Annotated in this window: 15 protein-coding genes and 2 pseudogenes; 13 read left to right on the forward strand and 4 right to left on the reverse strand. The window is 58.7% G+C overall.

The features are described 5' to 3' along the window. The 3 genes and pseudogenes from GO488_RS19985 to GO488_RS18250 all read left to right on the forward strand — a co-directional run. Window positions 1-101 (forward strand): annotated as a pseudogene (locus GO488_RS19985) (pyridoxal 5'-phosphate synthase lyase subunit PdxS); the annotation flags it as partial. A gap of 25 nt (window positions 102-126) precedes the next feature. Further along, window positions 127-1,491 carry an NAD-dependent succinate-semialdehyde dehydrogenase gene (locus tag GO488_RS18245; RefSeq protein ID WP_162319291.1) on the forward strand — a complete coding sequence of 455 codons (1,365 nt, stop codon included), beginning with the start codon at window positions 127-129 and terminating at the stop codon, window positions 1,489-1,491. A 22-nt stretch (window positions 1,492-1,513) separates the two neighbouring features. Next, a complete protein-coding gene (locus tag GO488_RS18250) occupies window positions 1,514-3,049 on the forward strand; it encodes an aldehyde dehydrogenase family protein (RefSeq protein WP_162319292.1) in 1,536 nt (511 codons plus the stop codon). 116 nt (window positions 3,050-3,165) lie between these two features. On the opposite strand, the gene GO488_RS18255 is transcribed toward GO488_RS18250, so the two are convergent. Next, on the reverse strand, window positions 3,166-4,158 hold the full coding sequence (locus GO488_RS18255) for an ornithine cyclodeaminase family protein (RefSeq protein WP_162319293.1): 993 nt from the start codon (window positions 4,156-4,158) through the stop codon (window positions 3,166-3,168). A 163-nt stretch (window positions 4,159-4,321) separates the two neighbouring features. Here GO488_RS18255 and GO488_RS18260 point away from each other — a divergent pair, with 163 nt between their 5' ends. Continuing rightward, complete coding sequence (locus GO488_RS18260; RefSeq protein WP_162319294.1) at window positions 4,322-5,656, forward strand: aminotransferase family protein; 1,335 nt, start codon at window positions 4,322-4,324, stop codon at window positions 5,654-5,656. Between the two features lie 382 nt (window positions 5,657-6,038). Here GO488_RS18260 and GO488_RS18265 read toward each other — a convergent pair. Continuing rightward, window positions 6,039-6,647, reverse strand: a pseudogene (locus tag GO488_RS18265) (cell division control protein Cdc6); the annotation flags it as partial. A 224-nt stretch (window positions 6,648-6,871) separates the two neighbouring features. Here GO488_RS18265 and GO488_RS18270 point away from each other — a divergent pair. Beyond that, the gene (locus tag GO488_RS18270; RefSeq protein ID WP_162319295.1) at window positions 6,872-8,233 is read left to right on the forward strand and encodes a GntP family permease; all 1,362 of its coding nucleotides are present in this window, start codon (window positions 6,872-6,874) and stop codon (window positions 8,231-8,233) included. Window positions 8,234-8,402: 169 nt separating this feature from the next. Here GO488_RS18270 and GO488_RS18275 read toward each other — a convergent pair whose 3' ends face one another. Then, on the reverse strand, window positions 8,403-8,693 hold the full coding sequence (locus GO488_RS18275) for a DUF6788 family protein (RefSeq protein WP_241692974.1): 291 nt from the start codon (window positions 8,691-8,693) through the stop codon (window positions 8,403-8,405). 104 nt (window positions 8,694-8,797) lie between these two features. After that, the gene (locus GO488_RS18280) at window positions 8,798-9,580 is read right to left on the reverse strand and encodes an IclR family transcriptional regulator (RefSeq protein WP_162319296.1); all 783 of its coding nucleotides are present in this window, start codon (window positions 9,578-9,580) and stop codon (window positions 8,798-8,800) included. A 528-nt stretch (window positions 9,581-10,108) separates the two neighbouring features. Here GO488_RS18280 and GO488_RS18285 point away from each other — a divergent pair. The 8 genes from GO488_RS18285 to GO488_RS18320 are packed head-to-tail and all read left to right on the forward strand — an operon-like array spanning window position 10,109 to window position 18,508. Continuing rightward, complete coding sequence (locus tag GO488_RS18285) at window positions 10,109-11,206, forward strand: ABC transporter ATP-binding protein (RefSeq protein ID WP_162319443.1); 1,098 nt, start codon at window positions 10,109-10,111, stop codon at window positions 11,204-11,206. A gap of 1 nt (window position 11,207) precedes the next feature. After that, a complete protein-coding gene (locus GO488_RS18290; RefSeq protein WP_162319297.1) occupies window positions 11,208-12,008 on the forward strand; it encodes a creatininase family protein in 801 nt (266 codons plus the stop codon). 60 nt (window positions 12,009-12,068) lie between these two features. After that, window positions 12,069-13,436 (forward strand): ABC transporter substrate-binding protein, encoded by a 1,368-nt coding sequence (locus tag GO488_RS18295; protein ID WP_162319298.1) that lies wholly within the window; start codon window positions 12,069-12,071, stop codon window positions 13,434-13,436. Further along, window positions 13,436-14,374 carry a carbohydrate ABC transporter permease gene (locus tag GO488_RS18300; RefSeq protein WP_162319299.1) on the forward strand — a complete coding sequence of 313 codons (939 nt, stop codon included), beginning with the start codon at window positions 13,436-13,438 and terminating at the stop codon, window positions 14,372-14,374. Before GO488_RS18295 ends, GO488_RS18300 begins: the two co-directional genes overlap by 1 nt. Continuing rightward, window positions 14,371-15,216, forward strand: coding sequence for a carbohydrate ABC transporter permease (locus GO488_RS18305; protein ID WP_162319300.1), 846 nt, complete (start codon window positions 14,371-14,373; stop codon window positions 15,214-15,216). The genes GO488_RS18300 and GO488_RS18305 overlap by 4 nt, the downstream gene beginning before the upstream one ends. A 40-nt stretch (window positions 15,217-15,256) precedes the next feature. Beyond that, window positions 15,257-16,405, forward strand: coding sequence for a hypothetical protein (locus tag GO488_RS18310; RefSeq protein ID WP_162319301.1), 1,149 nt, complete (start codon window positions 15,257-15,259; stop codon window positions 16,403-16,405). A 47-nt stretch (window positions 16,406-16,452) separates the two neighbouring features. Beyond that, window positions 16,453-17,622, forward strand: a complete 1,170-nt coding sequence (locus GO488_RS18315; RefSeq protein WP_162319302.1) for a mandelate racemase/muconate lactonizing enzyme family protein — start codon at window positions 16,453-16,455, stop codon at window positions 17,620-17,622. Between the two features lie 49 nt (window positions 17,623-17,671). After that, the gene (locus tag GO488_RS18320) at window positions 17,672-18,508 is read left to right on the forward strand and encodes an SDR family NAD(P)-dependent oxidoreductase (RefSeq protein WP_162319444.1); all 837 of its coding nucleotides are present in this window, start codon (window positions 17,672-17,674) and stop codon (window positions 18,506-18,508) included. Window positions 18,509-18,511 lie beyond the last annotated feature (3 nt).

Consider the following 18,511-nt stretch of genomic DNA (forward strand, 5'->3'; position numbering starts at 1 on the left):
AGGCGCTCGCCGAGATCAGCAAGAACATCGGCTCGGGGATGCGCGGCGACGCCAACGCCGACCTCCCCGAGGAGGAGCAACTGCAGGGCCGCGGCGTCTGAGTCGACTATTGAAAGGACATACATGATGCAAACGACAAACCCAGCGACGAACGAACCACTCGCGACGTACGAACCGCACAGCCCGGAGACAGTCGAGAAGATACTGAGCCGCGCTGACGAGACCTTTCGAGATTGGCGCGAACGCCCGATAGAGGAGCGGGAGTCCCTTGCCGCCTCGCTCGGCGAGGTCCTGCGATCGAACGCTGGGGAGTACGCGGCGACGATGACCCGCGAGATGGGGAAGCCGATTGACCAGGCCGTCGCCGAAGTAGAGAAGTGCGCCGATCTCTGTAATTACTACGCCGAGCGGAGCGCGGAGCACCTCCAGGACGAGCGAATCGGTGCCGAGCCGGGGACGAAGACGTACGTCTCCTACGAACCGCTCGGGCCGGTACTTTCGGTCATGCCGTGGAACTACCCGTTCTGGCAGGTGTTCCGCTTCGCCGTGCCCGCGCTCACCGCCGGCAACGTTGGCCTCTTGAAACACGCGCCGAACGTCCTCGGCTGTGCGAACGCCATCGAAGCGTGCTTCGAGGAAGCGGGCTATCCAGCCGGTGTGTTCGCATCGATGCAGATCGAAGCCGACCGGGTCGCTGACGTCATCGCGGACGACCGGATCCGCGCGGTGACGCTCACCGGGAGCACGAGAGCCGGCCGAGCGGTCGCGGCGGCGAGCGGCGAGAACCTGAAGAAAACCGTCTTGGAACTGGGCGGAAGCGACCCGTTCATCGTGCTCGATGACGCACCGCTGGACGAGGTCGTCGACGCCGCCGTGACGGCGCGAAACCAAAACTCCGGGCAGACCTGTATCGCCGCGAAGCGCTTCCTCGTCCACGAGTCCGTCCACGAAGAGTTCGTGGAGCGGTTCGGGCGCGCGGCCGAGCAATTGACCGTCGGCGACCCGACCGACGAAACGACCGACGTCGGTCCGCAGGCGCGCGCCGACCTGCTGGAGGAGTTAGATTCACAGGTGCGACGATCTGTCGAGGCGGGTGCGACCGTCGAGACCGGCGGCGAACCGCTGGACCGCGGGGGGAACTTCTACCCGCCGACAGTGTTGTCCGACGTGCCCGAGGACTGCCCGGCAGCGACCGAGGAACTGTTCGGTCCCGTCGCGGCCGTCTTCCCGGTGAGGAGCGACGATGAGGCTGTCGAGGCGGCCAACGACACGCAGTTCGGACTCGGTGGATGCGTCTGGACGGCCGACGCCGATCGGGGCGAAGCGCTCGCAAAGCGCATCACCGCGGGCAACGTCTTCGTCAACCAGGTCGTGAAATCGGACCCTCGCCTCCCCTTCGGCGGCGTGAAGGAGTCAGGCTACGGGTCGGAACTCGCCGGACACGGCATTCGAGAGTTCACCAACGCAAAGACGATTTGGGTCGAACGCTGATTCCAACGGAGAACAATACCATATGACACAGAGTCAATTCACCGAGACGATGCGAGAGAACCACCAGCGAGCGATCGACGAGGCGACGGCCGACGTGCGGTTCGACGCGTGGATCGACGGCGAGGCACACACCGCCGCGGGCGGCGAACGCTTCGAGACGCGAGACCCGGCAATCGAGAAACCGATTACGACGGTCTCACGCTGCGGCGAGGAAGACGTCGATGCCGCCGTCAATGCCGCAAGGGAGACCTTCGAGGGAGAATGGGGCGAACTGACGAAATCCGAGCGGTCCGACGCGATTCTCGACTGGGCCGGCGTGCTGCGAGACCACAGCGAGGACCTGGCGCTCTTAGAAAGTCTGGACACCGGGAAGCCACTCGCGAACGCCGAGTACGAGGTCGGCAAGGCACTCGATTACATCGAGTACTACGCTCATATCGTTCGTGGCGAACAGGGGAACCAGGTCCCTGTCGCCGACGACGTCCACGCCTACGCCACGCAGGAACCGTACGGCGTCGCAGGCCTTATCGTCCCGTGGAACTACCCGATGATACTTACCTCGTGGAAGCTCGGCCCGGCGCTCGCGGCGGGCAACACCGTCGTCTTGAAGCCAGCGGAGAACACGCCACTGACCGCGACGCGCATCGCGCAACTGTCAGAAGGCGTCCTCCCCGATGGGACGCTCAACGTCGTCCACGGGTTTGGTGACGAGGTGGGCGCGCCGCTGACAAGACACGAGGGGGTCGACAAGCTCTCTTTCACAGGCGAAGACAGAACCGGCGAAGTCGTGATGAAGGCCGCCGCCGAGCAGATAACGCCCGTTACGCTGGAACTCGGTGGGAAGTCGCCCTTCATTGTCTTCCCCGACGCCAACTTAGAGCAGGCCGCCGAGATCGCCGCCGACGGCATCTTCTACAACACGGGCCAGTCCTGCGACGCCTTCTCCCGGACTGTCGTCCACGAATCCGTCCACGACGAGTTCCTCGACCTGTTCGTCGAGGAGGCGGCGGCCCGGGAGATCGGCGACCCGCTTCGGGACTCGACGGACTTCGGTCCGCTCGCTTCCGAGCAGCAGTTCGAGAAGGTACGCGAATACGTCGAAGTCGGAAAGGAAGAGGGCGCGACGCTGGCATACGGCGGCGAGCCGATTGACCCAGCCGGCGACAGCGAGGGCTGGTTCGTCGAGCCGACAATCTTCGACGACGTGGACAACGACATGCGAATCGCACAGGAAGAGATATTCGGCCCCGTCGCGTCGGTCATCGGCTTCGAGGATTACGAGGAGGCAATCGAGATAGCCAACAGCATCGACTTCGGTCTTGCATCCGGCGTCGCGACGCGAGACCTCTCGCTTGCCCATCAAGCCGCCGACGACATCGACGCGGGGACTGTCTGGGTAAACCAGTACGGACGGTTAGTCCCAGGAACGGCCTTCGGCGGGTTCAAGCGCTCAGGGATCGGCCGGGAATGTGCGAAAGAGACGCTCGAGAAGTATCAGCAGACCAAGACTGTCAACGTCGCCCTTGACGACCCGGAACTCCGTCCGCGCGACGAGTAGTCTATAAAATCGCACTTCTATCGAACGCAGTTCGGATTTCGCCCGAGATATCACTCGGTGCGTAGCGAATCGAAAAATTGAATCGGACGTCGAGAACGGAGAAGAGTGCGTGTGCCTCAGCGGTCAGTGCCGAGCAGGTCGAACTCGGCCCCCTTCTCGGCTTCGCGGGCGGCGCGGTAGGTGACGCGTGCGGCCGCCACATCCTGTATCGCCAGTCCGGTGCTATCGAAGACTGTAATGGAATCGTCTTCGATGCGGCCGTCTTTGTTCCCTACAACGATCTCGCCGAGGTCACCGTAGATGTCGTCGTCGACAATCGTTCCCTCGGAGTACGGGACATTGATCTCGCCCGAGTGAGTGGTCTGTGCGTGGTCGTCGATAACGAGTTTCGCTTCAAGCAGAATCTCGTCGGCCAACTCTTGCTTGCCCTCGGCATCCGCACCCATCGCGTTGACGTGCGTGTGGTCGCCGAGGTCCTCGCGACTCACGATTGGATCTCGAACCGGCGTAACAGTCGAGAGTACGTCACACGATGCCGCTTCTGCGATATCGCCTTTCCGCACCGAGAACTCGTCTTCGAAGTGGTCGACGAACGCCTGCGCGCGCTTATCATCGGGGTCACTCACGACGATTTCGCTGATTGGTCGAATTTCGGAGATAGCCTGCACCTGCGTGTACGATTGGACGCCTGCACCGATGATGCCGAGCGAGGTGGCGCCCTCGACGGCGAGGTAGTCGGTTGCTACGGCCGCCGCGGCCCCCGTCCGCTTCATCGTCAGCTCCGTTCCGTCCATGATCGCGAGCGGAAGCGCGGTGTCGGGGTCCGAGTAGATCATCGTTCCCATGACCGTCGGCAGGCCGTGGTCGTCCGGGTTATCGGGATGGACATTGACCCACTTGATACCGGCGGCATCCCACTCGCCTGCGTCCATGTACGCCGGCATCGCGCGGAAGTCGCCGTTGTACTCGATGAGGTCGATATAGGACTTCGCCGGCATCTGTGCGGTTCCGCGTTCGTAGGCGGCGAAGGCATCTTCAACCGCCGGAATGACGTCGCTCATCTCCGCGCAGTCTCTGACGTTCTCGCTGCTCAGTAGGAGCACGCTCATAGCCCGACCAACACTATGTAGGATAATAGCTGATTTGTTGGTGCCAATATTGGCCAGTATTCTATATTCTCCCAGTTATTTGGATTTTAGACATATTCGAAGTGACCACGACACTCTGTCGGCGAAAGTAATATATGGTTCGAAAATTAAGGCGTAGAATGAGATGGCATACAATAGCAAAACGGAGATTTCGGTGTCAGGTTCATCTCATATCCCCCATTGGCACGACCCGGAGGGCAGCCGGTTCACAGTGAACGAGGGAGAGGGACCATATCTCTTCGACGAAAACGGCGAGGCGTATCTTGACTTCGTCTCGTCGCTCTACTGTGCTAACGCCGGTCACGACAATCAAAACATCATCGACGCAATGACCGAGCAACTACAGCGGATTCCTTACGTCTCCTCAGCCAAAGAGAACGACACTCGAACCGAACTGGCTGACAAACTCGCAGACGTCGCTCCCGGTCCTCTTTCCGATGTCGTCTTCTCTGTTTCTGGAAGCGAGGCCAACGAACTAGCAATCCAGTTCGCTCGGAAGCAACAGGACGCTTCGAAGATTCTGACGCGCTGGAACTCTTATCATGGAAGTACGTATGGGGCAGGGGCGCTCACGGGCGAGCCGACGACGCGAAACGCCGTGGAGACCCACGCAGCCACGACCGGTGCGGTGAAGTTCCTTCCTGCGCGGGCATATGACTCGCCTTTCGATGCGGATTCGCCGGAAGAGCTCGCGAAGCAGGCCGCCGACCACGTCGAATTCGTTATCCGAAACGAGGGCCCGGAGACCGTTGCTGCCGTCCTTATCGAGCCGGTAGCCGGGTCGAGCGGTGGCTATACTGCGCCGCCAAGCTACTTCGAACGACTGCGAGAAATCTGTGACGAGTACGACGTGCTTCTGATCGCCGACGAAGTCATTACTGGATTCGGTCGCTGTGGTGAGATGTTTGGAATGCAGACTGAAGGCGTCATCCCGGATATGCTTACGTTCGCCAAGGGAGTCACCAGTTCCTACGCCCCGCTCGCCGGCGTATTGATGCGCCCGGAGGTCGGCGAGTCGATTCGGAGTGGGACGGACATAGGGCAGACGTTCGCCGGTCACCCAGTAGGGTGTGCAGCCGCGCTCGCGGCGATCGATGAGTATGAGGACCATCTCATTGAGAACGTCCAAAACCTCGCACCGACGCTCGAAAACGAATTAAAGACCCTGGCGGCGAACCACGAAGAAATTACAACGGTTCGTGGCCGCGGATTCCACTGGTCTATTGTCGTCGAAGACCCTGAGACGGGCGAACCGTTCAAAAATAGTTGGGTTAGCGACGAAGATATCGACAATCCACTCAGCGACGTTACTGAGATAGCCGAAGAACAGGGCCTCTTAGTAGGGATGGGGCGTCCAGATTACCAGCTTATCGTCTGTCCGCCACTCTGTGTGGATGAAACTGAAATTCGGGAAGCAATCGATATTCTTGACGAGGCCTTCGATCAGGTGTTCAATTAATATCGAATTTTAAACCGGTGTTGCGCTGGAAATTAGACCTCAGCTGTGTGTTCGTGACCGCCAGTGGGGTAGTGGCGATGAATGAGAATGAACTCTTTACTGAGATGTCTGGGACAGGCCCCAACGGTATTTCTGCTTAGACTGCCGAGGCGACAGCCATCGCGAACGAAATTCACGACTTGCTTCGGGAGGAGTATGGATTGATTGACGTCGAAGGTGTTGCGACTGTCGTCAATCCGGATATCCACGAGCAGTTCGCTCTGTCGTCTCTACCCGTCCTTCATCGGTGATTTACATATCGATGACGGAGGGAGGGGTCAGGGACTTACACATCGACGACGGGGGGTGTGTCTACACTCAGACTCCGCGAAAAGCGCCACCCTCAGTCCTGGTGGAAGTCCCTCAGCTGTGCGTTGACAACCGTTCGGAGGAGTTCCTCCTGTTCGGCAATACTCTCCAATCGGGTGTCCTCCGTGATCCGTTTCATGATTCCCGTGGGGTCACCCGTGAAGGTGAACTTCATGTACATCCCACCACCGCGACCGCGGCTCTTCCTCGATGCCGAAATCAATCCGTACGTGGGAAGCTCCTTGACATACTTGACGTACGTCTCTCGAGTCATCTGGTCCGCGTCGAGCTCGTCCGTCACCCACTGATACGCTTTGAATCCGACGGGGCTCGGAACAGAACTTCCCGAGCGCTTCGAGTAATGCGCGACGGAAGCAGTAGCGTACAGCGAGATCTTTTTCTGCGTCGTGAGTCCCTCGACGAGCTTCAAGGAAGGGTCCTTGTCGGTCTCTTCCTGTGATTCGCGGACGTGATGTTCCTCGACGCTGTTGTCACTACGCTCGTCAGCGAGGTCGCCGGCGCCACGGAACAGGTCGATTGCCTTACGAGCATCCCCGTGACTTTGTGCTGCGAAGGCAGCGACGAGTGGAATCACGTCATCTGAGAGCGCATCCGGTCGGAAGGCGTCGCGACGATTCTGGAGAAACCTGCTTGTAGAACGCGTTGACCACCTTCTTCACTTCGGGAGGCTCGTAGACGTTGAAATTCTCGTACCTGTCGATTAATGAGTAGTGTATAGCTAAGAAATCGGTCCGCCTCACTTATCACACCTAACTAAGCACCGCCGTACAGACATCACGGATTCTTACAGTGCCAAGAGCACTATATGGTAAAGTCCATGGTCGTTCCTGACTGTAGCCTGAGTGCATGCTTCAAGGATTACCACTGATACTGTTACTCGTCGGGGCAGTGGCATTTATCATCATTGCCACGGCGAAGTTGGATCTGCACGCATTCCTTGCACTTCTTATCGCTGCCTACCTGACCGGGCTCATCGCGGGGCTCGATCCCGCAGAAGCCGCCACGCTGGTGACGGACGGGTTCGGCGGTATCCTCGGCTACATCGGAATCGTCATCATCGCCGGGACAATCATCGGCACTTGTCTCGAACGGTCCGGCGCAGCGATCGTCATCGCGGAGACGATTCTCGACTACGTCGGCGAAGAACACACCACAGAGGTAATGGCGATCACGGGGAGTTTCGTCTCCATTCCGGTGTTCTGTGACTCCGGATTCGTCATCCTCTCGGGGCTAAACCGGTCATTGGCCGAGCGCTCCGGCCTCTCGCTGTCGACACTCGGTGTGGCACTCGCTGGTGGGCTCTACGTCACGCACGTGTTCGTCCCGCCGACACCGGGCCCAATTGCGGCCGCGGGGATTATCGGTGCAGACATCGGTCTCGTCATGCTTGCCGGGATCATCGTCAGTGCGCCGATCGTCTTCGTCGCTGCGATATGGGCCGACAGAGTCGCGTCGAACTATCACATCGATCCCAATCCGGAGATGACGATCGACGAGATCAAAGACGAGTATGGGTCGATGCCATCGCGCGCCGCGTCGTTCGCGCCGCTACTCATTCCGATCGCACTCATCGCGATCGGGTCGATTGCGGCGTATCCTGAAGCGGAGAATCCGGAACTGATCACCGGGACACTCCAACGCTGGCTGCTGTTCCTCGGGGATCCGGCGGTCGCACTGCTCATCGGTGCGTTCATCGCCTTCGCGATCGTCCCCGATTTCGACAGCAGCGTCACGGACGAATGGGTCTCTGACGGGATCAAAAATGCCGCCGTCATCCTCGCGGTGACCGGCGCTGGCGGCGCATTTGGCGAAGTGCTCGGTGCACTGCCGCTCCAGAGCTTCATCACCGACACGCTGGGTGGCCTCGGCATCGGGCTGTTGGCAGCGTTCATCATCGCCGCGGCGATGAAGTCGGCGCTGGGCTCCTCGACGGTCGCGATTCTGACCACCGCCAGTCTCGTCGCGCCGCTGCTTGCGTCGCTCGGATTGAATACGGAGCTCGGCCGAGTGTTTGCCGTCCTCGCGATTGGCGCCGGCAGTATGACTGTTAGTCACGCGAACGACTCCTACTTCTGGATCATCACGGAGTTCTCCGACATGGAGACGGCGACGGCCTACCAGGCCTGGACGCTCGCGACGCTCGTGCTCGGAGTCTCGAGCATCATCTGGATCGTCATCCTCCAGAACGCCGCGGGACTGGTCTTCTAGACGACTACCAGTACCCGCAGATCGTTGCCGTTCGTGTCAGTTGGACCCATCAGAGGGATTAGCGGCGGACCGGGCCGGTCAGTCAAGCCTGCGGGGGACCGGCCTGGTGGTCGGGGAGCGTCTGTCCAGTACTAGTGTAGAGAGTAACAGCTAAGAGTGGACGTCCCGCTCACTTCGCCGGTTCGACCGGCCCGACGTACTGGCTCTTGATCTGGTCGTCCTCACGCCACTGCAGGTAGTAGTAACTCCGCCCGTCGATCAGTTTCGTCGTCAGCGTTCCGTTGCCCGATGGGAGGTCGGCCTTCTCACGGGCGATCTCGAGTGCCTCGTCCCAATCTTCATGATCGTTCCATCTATCAGGAGTCTCCATGTCGTTCTCGTCTTCGTGAGACTGCTCGTCGTCGAGACTCGTCAGCAGGGCTTCGACCGCAATGACTGCGTCCTCGTGGACGGCCTCCACGTGGTCGTCGTCAGGGATGATATCTTAGCGGATTATAAAAATAAATTGACGATGTATAATCATAACGAGAGTCACATTCGGTTATCCAGACGTGTAACGTGGACCTATCCGTCAATAGTCCTATAGTCGTGGTACTGATTCTGGACTTCGATTTCATTCTTGGCGTATCTGAGGACGTCCAACAGATTTGCCATATATTTAGTAGTGAATCGATCCCGAGGACCGGTAATTCCGAATGAAACCAGAACGTCTTGTTCCTCGTCGAATATCGGGACTGCAATTCCACGAACGCCGCGCAGATGTTCCTCGTCATCGATGGCGTACCCCTGCTCCCGAATCTGTTCGAGTTCAGTCTCGAGCGCTTGGGGCGAATCCAATGTGTTATCGGTTCCTACGGGGAGACCGGAGTTCTCGATTATCCTGTCTCGTTTTTCCGGCGGCAGATTTGCGAGAATGGCCTTACCGAGTGACGTCCAGTGCATATGCGTGTGATTACCGATCGGGATTTCGTCCCCGGCTGCTTTTTGTCCAGAACTCCGGTATACGATAACACGACGCCCGTGCTCTTCGAGTCCGACGCCAGCGATTTCGCCGGTCTTGCGGCTAATTTCCTCAACTTTGTTTTGGAGTAGCTGGCTGGCGTCCAGTTGCTGACGAACACTACCGCCGTGTTCGAGAAATCGGAACGACCGTCGATATTCGGTTGCCTCTTTCACGACGTACCCCCGCTCGATGAGCGTATTGAGGTGAATATAGAGTGTACTGGTCGGCACCTCCACATGAGTGGCGAGTTCGGAGAGGGTGATCGGTTCAAGTCCGCTCAGCGCGGACAGAATATCTAACGTCGTTTCGACTGAATTGATAGTTTTGTTCGCTTGGTCAGGCATGTCACACGATAATTCGTCCCGGGTAAAAAATTTTACCCAAGGCTGCAAAATGTTTCCAACCATATTGAAAAGCCGCCTCTTCTCCTCGACTACTTATGGAGTAATATATGTACGTTTGTTATTTTTTGGGGCGAGCGTAGCTTCGGTTCGTGATAATCGTCAACACGAATCAACCAATCTGCGTCGTGGGGAGCAATATGCGGATCTCAAGGTCTCTCAGACCCGATAATAATCCTCGTTCACTGGGCAGTGAAAACAAATTCTCTTTCAACTGTGTTAAGAGATACTACCGACGCCGTCCCTTTGGACCGCTCCGATTGTGTCGTCGGTATTCTCGGGCTTAGAGGCCATCTGATGCTATAATTGGCCGTGCTGTTTAGAAGGCGGTCAAATGAATCCCAACACGTCTACTCGACTTGCGGTAGTTCTAGCGGCATATTACGTCCGTTTCAACGTGAGTGTCTATCCGACCATTGTCAAGACTACCAACATTTATTATGCGCGATGGCGAGTCTTCCCATACTCGATATGAGTGAAGTTACACTGTCGAACGTGACCAAGGTATACGAGGACGACGTCCTCGCCGTCGAAGAACTCTCCTTAGCCGTGGGAGACGGGGAGTTCGTCGTCGTAGTCGGTCCGTCAGGCTGTGGAAAATCAACCACGCTTCGGATGGTTGCTGGACTGGAAACGGTTACTGACGGCGAGATCTCCATCGGTGACGAAGTCGTCAACGACGTTCGTCCCCAGGATAGGGATATCGCGATGGTATTCCAGAACTACGCGTTATACCCGCATATGACTGTGCGTGAGAATATGTCCTTTGGACTGCGTCTCTCGGAGGAGTTCGAAGACCAGATCGATCAGCGCGTCGAGGAGGCGGCCAAAATGCTGGAGATATCGGACCTCATGGACGATCTCCCGAAACAGCTGTCCGGTGGCCAGCAACAACGCGTGGCGCTGGGGCGAGCCATCGTCCGCGACCCGGAGGTGTTCCTCATGGACGAGCCGCTGTCGAACCTCGATGCGAAACTCAGGACGCAGATGCGGACCGAGATCCAGCGGATCCAAGAGGAACTCGGCATCACGACCGTCTACGTCACCCACGATCAGACAGAGGCCATGACGATGGCGGACCGAATCGTCATCCTGAACGACGGCAGATTACAACAGGTCGACCCGCCCGAGCAGTGTTACGACGAGCCGAACAACGAGTTCGTTGCGGGATTCATCGGGTCACCGTCGATGAATTTCTTCGAGGTTACTGCGACGAACACCGCCGATGGCGTCAGATTCGAATCGGCCACTTCTACGTTTACTCTCGATATCAATGTCCCAGACGGCGAGTACACACTCGGTGTACGGCCGGAAGACTTCGTCGTAGAGGACGAGGGAGGATACATCGAGACGATCGTCGACGTGGTCGAACCGATGGGGTCGGACAATTTCCTGAACTTGCGGACTGTAGACGAATCACAGGAGGTCGTGGCCCGCGTCGATAGCGAGTATAGCCCGGAACGGGACGATCGAATCACGCTCGGGTTCGACGAGAGCGATATTCACCTGTTCGATACCGATGGGCAGCGAGTCGCAATCAACGACCTACAGCGGACGGAGTCTACGTAAGATGCTATACGACGCTATCGGCCAACGTAGTAACGAGTGGGCTGGCATGTCCGCCAGTCAAATCCAAGCAGTCGGCGCCCGACCGGGGTCTGTACTGGTGATTCCAATCGGTAGTGTGGAGCAGCATGGCGACCACTTGCCGGTCATTACTGACACACTTCTCGCAGAAGCGATGGTCGACGCCGCGTTCGACCATCTCGACGACGAGCCGGTCGTCGTTACGCCGCCCGTCTGGAGCGGTTACTCTCCACACCACCTTTCGCTTGGAGGGACGCTGTCACTGGAGTTCGCACACATGCGCGCTATCCTCGAAGACATCGCGCACACCGGTATCGAAAACGAATTTGACGCCGTTTTGTTCGTCAATGGCCACGGTGGCAATGGCCCCCTCGTCGATGCCGTCGTCAGTACCGTCGGGGTCGAAACCGACGCGGAGGTGCTCGGAACGACGTACTTTGAACTGGTACCGGAGCTGATCGAAGAGATACGAACGACCGAAACCGGGGGAATGGCACACGGTGGTGAGTTCGAAACGTCGCTCATGCTCGCTCTCCGGCCGGATCTCGTGGGCGAACCCGATACGCGAGATGGCGAATTACTGGACGAACACTACCCGTGGGGCGGCCAGGATCTCCTTGACGGCGGCTCCGTCTCCGTGTATCGACCGTTCGAAGCCTATTCCGACTCGGGAGCTATCGGTGCCCCTGAACAGGCCAGCGCCGAAACCGGGGAGCAGCTCCGCTCGTTCATCGGAGAGGAACTTGCGTCCCTGCTAGTCGCGATTCATGAACACAACGTGTGAACCGTGAGTTCACGACACTAACACAAACAATTATGTATATGGAGCTAAGTCAATCATACGATGCAGCCGAGTGATATGCCCGACTCTGGTCAGGACAGCATCGACCGTAGACAGCTACTGCAGGCCCTGAGTGCTGGCGGTGCCATCGCTATCGCTGGCTGTAGCGGCGACGGTGGTGGTGATGGCGGTGACGGAAACGGTAGCAGTGGTGGCGGCGGCGGTCAGCAGACCATCCAGTTCCTCACGATGGGCGTCGGCGACAACATCAAGAGCTTCTTCCAAGAGAACAATAAGAAATTCGAAGAGGAACACGACGTCAACGTCGAGTTCACGAGCGTCACTTGGGATAACGCCAAGACAACGGTCAACAACCGAGTCGATGGCAACAAAGCCCCTGACGTCGCTCGGTGGCCCGCGCGATGGATTCCGCAGTTAGTGGGGAAGGACGCGCTCGTGTCCTTAGACGATCTGATGCAGGGGGAATTCCTCGACAAGTTCCCCGAAGGCGTTGCTAACGGGACTCGATATCAAGACCACTTCTACGGCGTCCCGTGGGCGGCCTCGAACAAGTGTCTGTACTACAACAAGGACATCTTCGAGCAGGCCGGCCTCGATCCGGAAAACCCCTCGCTTGACTCCTGGCAGGAGATGTTGGCGGCCGCAAAGCAAATCAAGAACTCGGATAGCGTCTCCAAGCCCGCCCTCGGACTCGCGGGAGCGGACGCCATCGAAACCGGCTCGCAGTACTATCACTACCACTGGTCCTACGGTGCGGACCTGGTCAGCGACCAGGGGGACAATGCGGTTTCGATGAAACCGGTCGTCAATACGCCCGAAGCCGTGGATGCGTTATCGTTCTACACCGACCTCGCAAACGAGCACCAAGTGACCCAGTCCTCGCCACTGTCCTCAACCCGTCAAGACATCCGTCAGCTATTCGAGGCCGGTGAACTCGGGATGGTCATCGGACACGTCTATACGGGGCTGAATATCGAGAGTGCCAAAGAGAAGGGGGAAGTCGACTTCGATTACGGCATCGTGCAGGTTCCCAAGGGACCCGCCGCTCGATACAGCCTCTACACCATCGACACGCTGGCCGTGTTCAGCCAGAGCGAAGTGCAGGACTTAGCGTATGACTTCATCGACTTCTATTACGACGAGGAACGTCGCTTCCAGTACTCGAAGCAGAAAGGCTTCCTCCCGGTGACGAAAGACGTCCTGGAACGCGATTACTTCACGGAGTCGAAAAACTGGGCACCCTTCGTCAAGGCGAGTGAGTACGCCCGCGCTCGGCCGAAGCTCAAGCAGTTCAATCAGTTCAACAGTCGGATGGTCCAGGCGATCCAAGAGGCGCTGGCCGAACAGAAACAGCCCAAACAGGCACTCGACGACGCACAGAGTGACCTGAAAGAGCTCATGAGTAACTAATGGGAATTGCCGAACAATACACAGAAAATACGCCCGACTCGCGATACGAGCAGACTGTCGGCTATCTTCGGCGGAACTACCGAGCGTACTTGCTGATCGCGCCAGCGGCGCTCTTCCTCCTCTCGGTGGTCGGGTATCCGATCTTCGAGACGTTCCGACTATCGCTGTATCGAGCGCCCGAATCCGCTACGACGGAGACCTTCATCGGGTTCCAGCATTACACCACTATACTCAACAGCCAGATATTCTACCAGCTGGTCTGGCAAACCGGCCGCTGGGTAGTCGTCTCCGTCTTCCTGAAGACCACCCTCGGGCTACTCATCGCACTCCACCTCAAGGGTGACATTAAAGGTCGGAAGTTCTTCCGGACGGGGTTCCTCATCCCGTGGGGCATTCCCTATGCTATCTCGGCCGTGGTCTTCCGATGGATGGAACACCCGCAGTACGGTTATATCAACGCGATCCTCCTGAAACTCGGCGTGATAGAACAGGGGATCGGTATCCTCGGTAATCCCCAGACTGCGTGGCTTGGCGTTGTCGTCGCCGATGCCTGGATCGGGACGCCGTTTATGGCCATCATCATCCTTGCGGGCCTCCAGTCCATCCCCGACCAGCTCTACGAAGCCGCTGCCGTCGACGGTGCCGAAAAGTGGCATCAGTTCCGGTATGTCACGCTCCCCCAGCTGAAGAGCGTGCTGCTCATCGCGACGCTGCTGTCGACTATCTGGACGTTCGTCAGCTTCGACGTCATCTGGACGATGACCGGCGGCGGCCCGATAAACAGCACGGCGACGCTGGTCATCTGGATCTTCGAGACAGCCTTCGCTCAAGGCAATCTCGGTCTCGGTGCGGCCTACAGCGTCATCGGCTTCGCCATCCTGGGAGTGTTTGCAGTCGTCTACCTGCGCGTCTACACAAGCGGAGGTGAAGAGCTATGACGATGGCTGGACACGACCGGAGCGGCCTCCGCAAGGTTCGCATCTACGGGGTCCTCATAGCGTTGCTGGGGATCATGATGTTCCCGTTCTATACGATGTTCACCAGCACGATCAAGCCCTCGCAGGAGATGTTCAACTCGCCGGCGACGCTGTTCCCGCAAAATCCGACCTTCGAGGCGTACTTCCAGGTCTGGACGCAGACGGACGTCTTGCTCTGGATCGGGAACAGCTTCCTCATCTCCCTGGGAACAGTAGCGCTGACGCTGCTGCTCGCTATCCCCGCCGGCTACTCGTGTGCCCGTAACGACTTCGTCGGGAAGCGGACGTTCCTCTTGGCGGTCCTGGTCGTTCAGATGTTCGCCCCGGTCGTCCTCATCGTCGGTCTGTTCGACGTTATCGTCCAACTGAACTTCTACAACACCTATTTCGCCGTCATCATCCCGGCCGCGGCGTTTACGCTACCGTTCAACGTCTGGATGCTGTATGGCTACTTCAAGACGATCCCGATCGAACTGGAGGAGTCGGCCCGCATCGACGGCGCCAGCCAGTTCCAGATCCTCACGAAGATCGTCCTGCCGCTGACCAAACCCGCGCTCGTCGCTAGCATCACGTACACGTTCCTCTATGCGTGGAATCGGCTGCTGTTCGTCCTTACGTTCCTGACCGATAGCAGCAAATACAACGTCCCGCGCGGCGTCTTCTCGATGGTCGGCGCGCTCCAAACAGACTGGCGGATGATGCTGACGGTGTCGGTGATCGGCATCATTCCGCTCCTGATCCTATTCGCCTTCCTCGAGGAGTACATCGTCTCCGGGATGACGGCTGGCGCGGTCAAGGAGTAGCCGCCTTCACTTTTATTATCGCTCCGGTGGAGGCCTATGCATGGAGTTCGCTACGTGGATCTATCCATGGGACGTCCTCGAAGAGGGACCGGAAACGGTCGAAACACGCTTACAGGCGCTCGGCATCGGTGAAGTGAACCTGGCGACGAACTATCATACGGTTCAGGCGTTCACACCACATAATCCTGAACGACGGACGATTTTCGCCCGCGCGAGTTCGTATTTCGATCCCGGGGAAGCGTACGGAGCGCTCGAACCGATTCCATACGAGGGAATGAACGGCGACTGGGTAACGGAGATCGCCGAGGGGCTGTCGGAACTCGACTTGACGTCTTGGACCGTTGGCTGCCATAATTCCCGACTGGGGCTGAACAACCGGCAGTACACGCTCGAATCAGCGTACGGCGACGACCTGGTGTTTGGCCTCTGTCCATCACGCCCGGCGGTCAGAACGTACCTCGCTGCTCTCGTCGAAGATATCGCTTCCCGAGAGGGGATCGGGCGGGTCGAACTGGAGACGTTCGATTACTTCTACGGGACCGGATTCGGCTGGCACCACCAGAAGATACACGCTCAGTTGGGCACTCTGGGAGAGTTCCTCTTCGGCCTGTGTTTCTGTCCGCACTGTCAGTCGAATGCCTCGGACGCCGGTGTCGATGTCGATCAGGTTCGAGAGGCGGTCGTCGAGACACTCGACGAGATCATCAACGGGACTATTCCATACGATCGCTCGCCGGAGGAGTGGCTCGACAGTCACCCGGCTGTCGGTGCGTACGTGGACGTGCGTGAACAAACTCTCACATCGCTCTACGCTGAGCTGGCCACCGCCGCAAGTGAGACGCCACTTGGCTACTACGTGGGTGTCCCGGACCCGGGTCGAGAGTGGATGGTCGGTGCGGATCTCGACGAGCTATCGCGGTATGTCGACTACTACTGTCTCCCGGCCTACGAGTCCACCGCCGAAGACGTGATGGAACAGTACGGAATCGTCGACGATATCGCGGACGATGTCCCACTTCACGTCGGTCTCTTGCCCGGTCATCCGGCGGTCTCCGACGAAGCGACTGTCGTCGACATGGTCCAGCGACTCAGCGACGAAGACGTCCCGCGCGTGTCCTTCTACAATTACGGACTCTTGCCCGAATCCTCGCTGGAGTGGGTCGGCAACGCGATCGATGCAGTGGGGTAATAACCGGAAGCGGTACTTTGATACTACTTCCCAGTTGAAGAAACTGTATGGAGATAACTGACGTGACAGCGGTGACTGTAGATATGCCGCTGGTCGACTTAGATGAACGCCTCGGGATCGGCCCATATGTGACGAATCACGGTCGTCTGGAATCGATGGAACGTGTCCTCGTTCGCGTCGATACGGACGAGGGCGTCAGCGGCTGGGGCGAGATGCGCGTCTTCCTGTCACCGGCCGCAACCGAATCCATACTCGAGGACGGCGTCGGGCCGATGATCCAGGGCCAGTCTCCGTTCGAGATCGAGCGGCTCCGGCGACAGGTGTTCGTCGAGTACACGAACGTCGATATGTTCTTCTCGGCCGTCGAGACGGCCTGCTGGGATATCGTCGGTAAAACGCTCGACCGACCGGTGTACGAGCTCCTCGGCGGGTGGACGGCACCGTCACAGGGCTCTCAGCAGCATCGGCAAGCGATCGACGGCGATAATCTGACACCGGATCCCGTTCCAGTCGCGTTCTGTCTCGGCATCCTTCCGCTAGACGAATCACGTGTCAAGGCCAGAGAAGCCCTCGAAGCGGGCTTTGACGTCCTCAAAACCAAAGCGGGAGAGGACTGGCGAGAGGACGTCAAACGAATCAGCGCGATGCACGACGAAGTGGACGGACAGCTCGAGTTCCGGCTCGATCCGAACCAGGGCTGGACGCTCGACCAAGCGGTCCGTGTCGGTGCGATGCTCGAAGACGAGGGGATTTACCTCCAGTACATGGAACAGCCGATTCGGGTTGATGCACACCGGTCACTATCTCGGCTCCGGCAGCGGTTGCGACAGCCGATCGCACCCAACGAGGACACCTATATCTCGCACAATATCCAATCGCTCGTCGAAGCCGGTGCGATGGACGTCGGCGTCATCGATCTAACGCCGGCAGGCGGTATCAGCGGGCTCCGTCAGCAGGCGGCCGTCCTCGAAGATGCCGGTGTTCCGTTCACGCATCACTGTGCGTTTGACCTCGGTATCCGAACGGCTGCGATCCTCCACGCGTTCACTGGGATTCCCGGATTCTCTCTGCCACCGGACTCGACGTACTACGGGTGGGAGGACGACATCATCGAGGCACCCTTCGAAGTCAGTGACGGGTGTCTCCCCGCCCCGCGTGGCCCCGGCCTCGGTATCTCAGTCGACGAAGATGCAGTCGAGGAGTATCGAATCTCGTGACCCGACAAGAAAAAAGTTCAAGGGGGACGACTCCGTGGGTGAAACCGACATGGTAGAGTTATCCCTACGGGACCGTCCGGCGATCGTAACCGGCGCGTCTCGCGGCATCGGTCGAGAAATTGCGGCACGGTTTGCCGAGTCAGGCGGCGACGTAGCGATCTGCTCGCGGTCGTACGACGACGTCGAGACCGTCGCGACGGAACTAACCGACGAATACGATGGCCGAGTCGTTCCGTTCGAGTGCGACGTGACCGACTCGGACGCGGTCCGAGACCTCGTCGATCAGACTATCGAGGAGTTCGGTGGTATCCGAGCACTCGTGAACAACGCAGGCGGGTCCGACGAATCCGCGAACCTGTTGCACCGCTGTGACGAGGAGACGTTCGAGCGCATGCTCGATCTGAATCTCAAGAGTCAGTTCCTGCTGAGCAAGGAGGTGTTACCAGCCATGGTAGCAAGCGGCGGCGGTTCAATGATTCATATGGGTTCGGTCAATGGGCTATTCGGAATCGGTCTCTCGGGCTATTCGGAGGCCAAGAGCGGTCTCTTGGCTCTTTCGAGAAACATTGCCGCACACTATGGCCAGCACGGTGTTCGATCGAACGTCCTCTCGGCCGGGACCATCGAAACCGAAAATAGACGCAGAGAGATGGAGAACACCGAGGAGCGGACTAACGAAGGGAGTGCCCGAGACCAATGGCTCGATCAGTACCCCCTGGGCCGCTTTGGAACACCCGAGGAGGTCGCCGACACGGCGCTGTTTCTCGCGTCGGAGCGATCGAGTTTCATAACGGGGGAAAACGTCGTCCTAGACGGGGGACTGACGACCGGGCTCGCCACGCCGTTCCTCAACGAGATGTACGATGCCGACGAACGACCGCAGTAAGAG

The organism is Haloarcula limicola, assembly GCF_010119205.1.
In the GTDB taxonomy this organism is placed as follows: Archaea; Halobacteriota; Halobacteria; order Halobacteriales; family Haloarculaceae; genus Haloarcula; species Haloarcula limicola.

Coding starts and splice junctions, on each gene's coding strand:
- GO488_RS18245 (WP_162319291.1), top strand. CDS start 127: ATGCAAACGACAAACCCAGCGACGAACGAACCACTCGCGACGTACGAA.
- GO488_RS18250 (WP_162319292.1), top strand. CDS start 1,514: ATGACACAGAGTCAATTCACCGAGACGATGCGAGAGAACCACCAGCGA.
- GO488_RS18255 (WP_162319293.1), bottom strand. CDS start 4,158: ATGAGCGTGCTCCTACTGAGCAGCGAGAACGTCAGAGACTGCGCGGAG.
- GO488_RS18260 (WP_162319294.1), top strand. CDS start 4,322: ATGGCATACAATAGCAAAACGGAGATTTCGGTGTCAGGTTCATCTCAT.
- GO488_RS18270 (WP_162319295.1), top strand. CDS start 6,872: ATGCTTCAAGGATTACCACTGATACTGTTACTCGTCGGGGCAGTGGCA.
- GO488_RS18280 (WP_162319296.1), bottom strand. CDS start 9,580: ATGCCTGACCAAGCGAACAAAACTATCAATTCAGTCGAAACGACGTTA.
- GO488_RS18285 (WP_162319443.1), top strand. CDS start 10,109: ATGAGTGAAGTTACACTGTCGAACGTGACCAAGGTATACGAGGACGAC.
- GO488_RS18290 (WP_162319297.1), top strand. CDS start 11,208: ATGCTATACGACGCTATCGGCCAACGTAGTAACGAGTGGGCTGGCATG.
- GO488_RS18295 (WP_162319298.1), top strand. CDS start 12,069: ATGCAGCCGAGTGATATGCCCGACTCTGGTCAGGACAGCATCGACCGT.
- GO488_RS18300 (WP_162319299.1), top strand. CDS start 13,436: ATGGGAATTGCCGAACAATACACAGAAAATACGCCCGACTCGCGATAC.
- GO488_RS18305 (WP_162319300.1), top strand. CDS start 14,371: ATGACGATGGCTGGACACGACCGGAGCGGCCTCCGCAAGGTTCGCATC.
- GO488_RS18310 (WP_162319301.1), top strand. CDS start 15,257: ATGGAGTTCGCTACGTGGATCTATCCATGGGACGTCCTCGAAGAGGGA.
- GO488_RS18315 (WP_162319302.1), top strand. CDS start 16,453: ATGGAGATAACTGACGTGACAGCGGTGACTGTAGATATGCCGCTGGTC.
- GO488_RS18320 (WP_162319444.1), top strand. CDS start 17,672: ATGGTAGAGTTATCCCTACGGGACCGTCCGGCGATCGTAACCGGCGCG.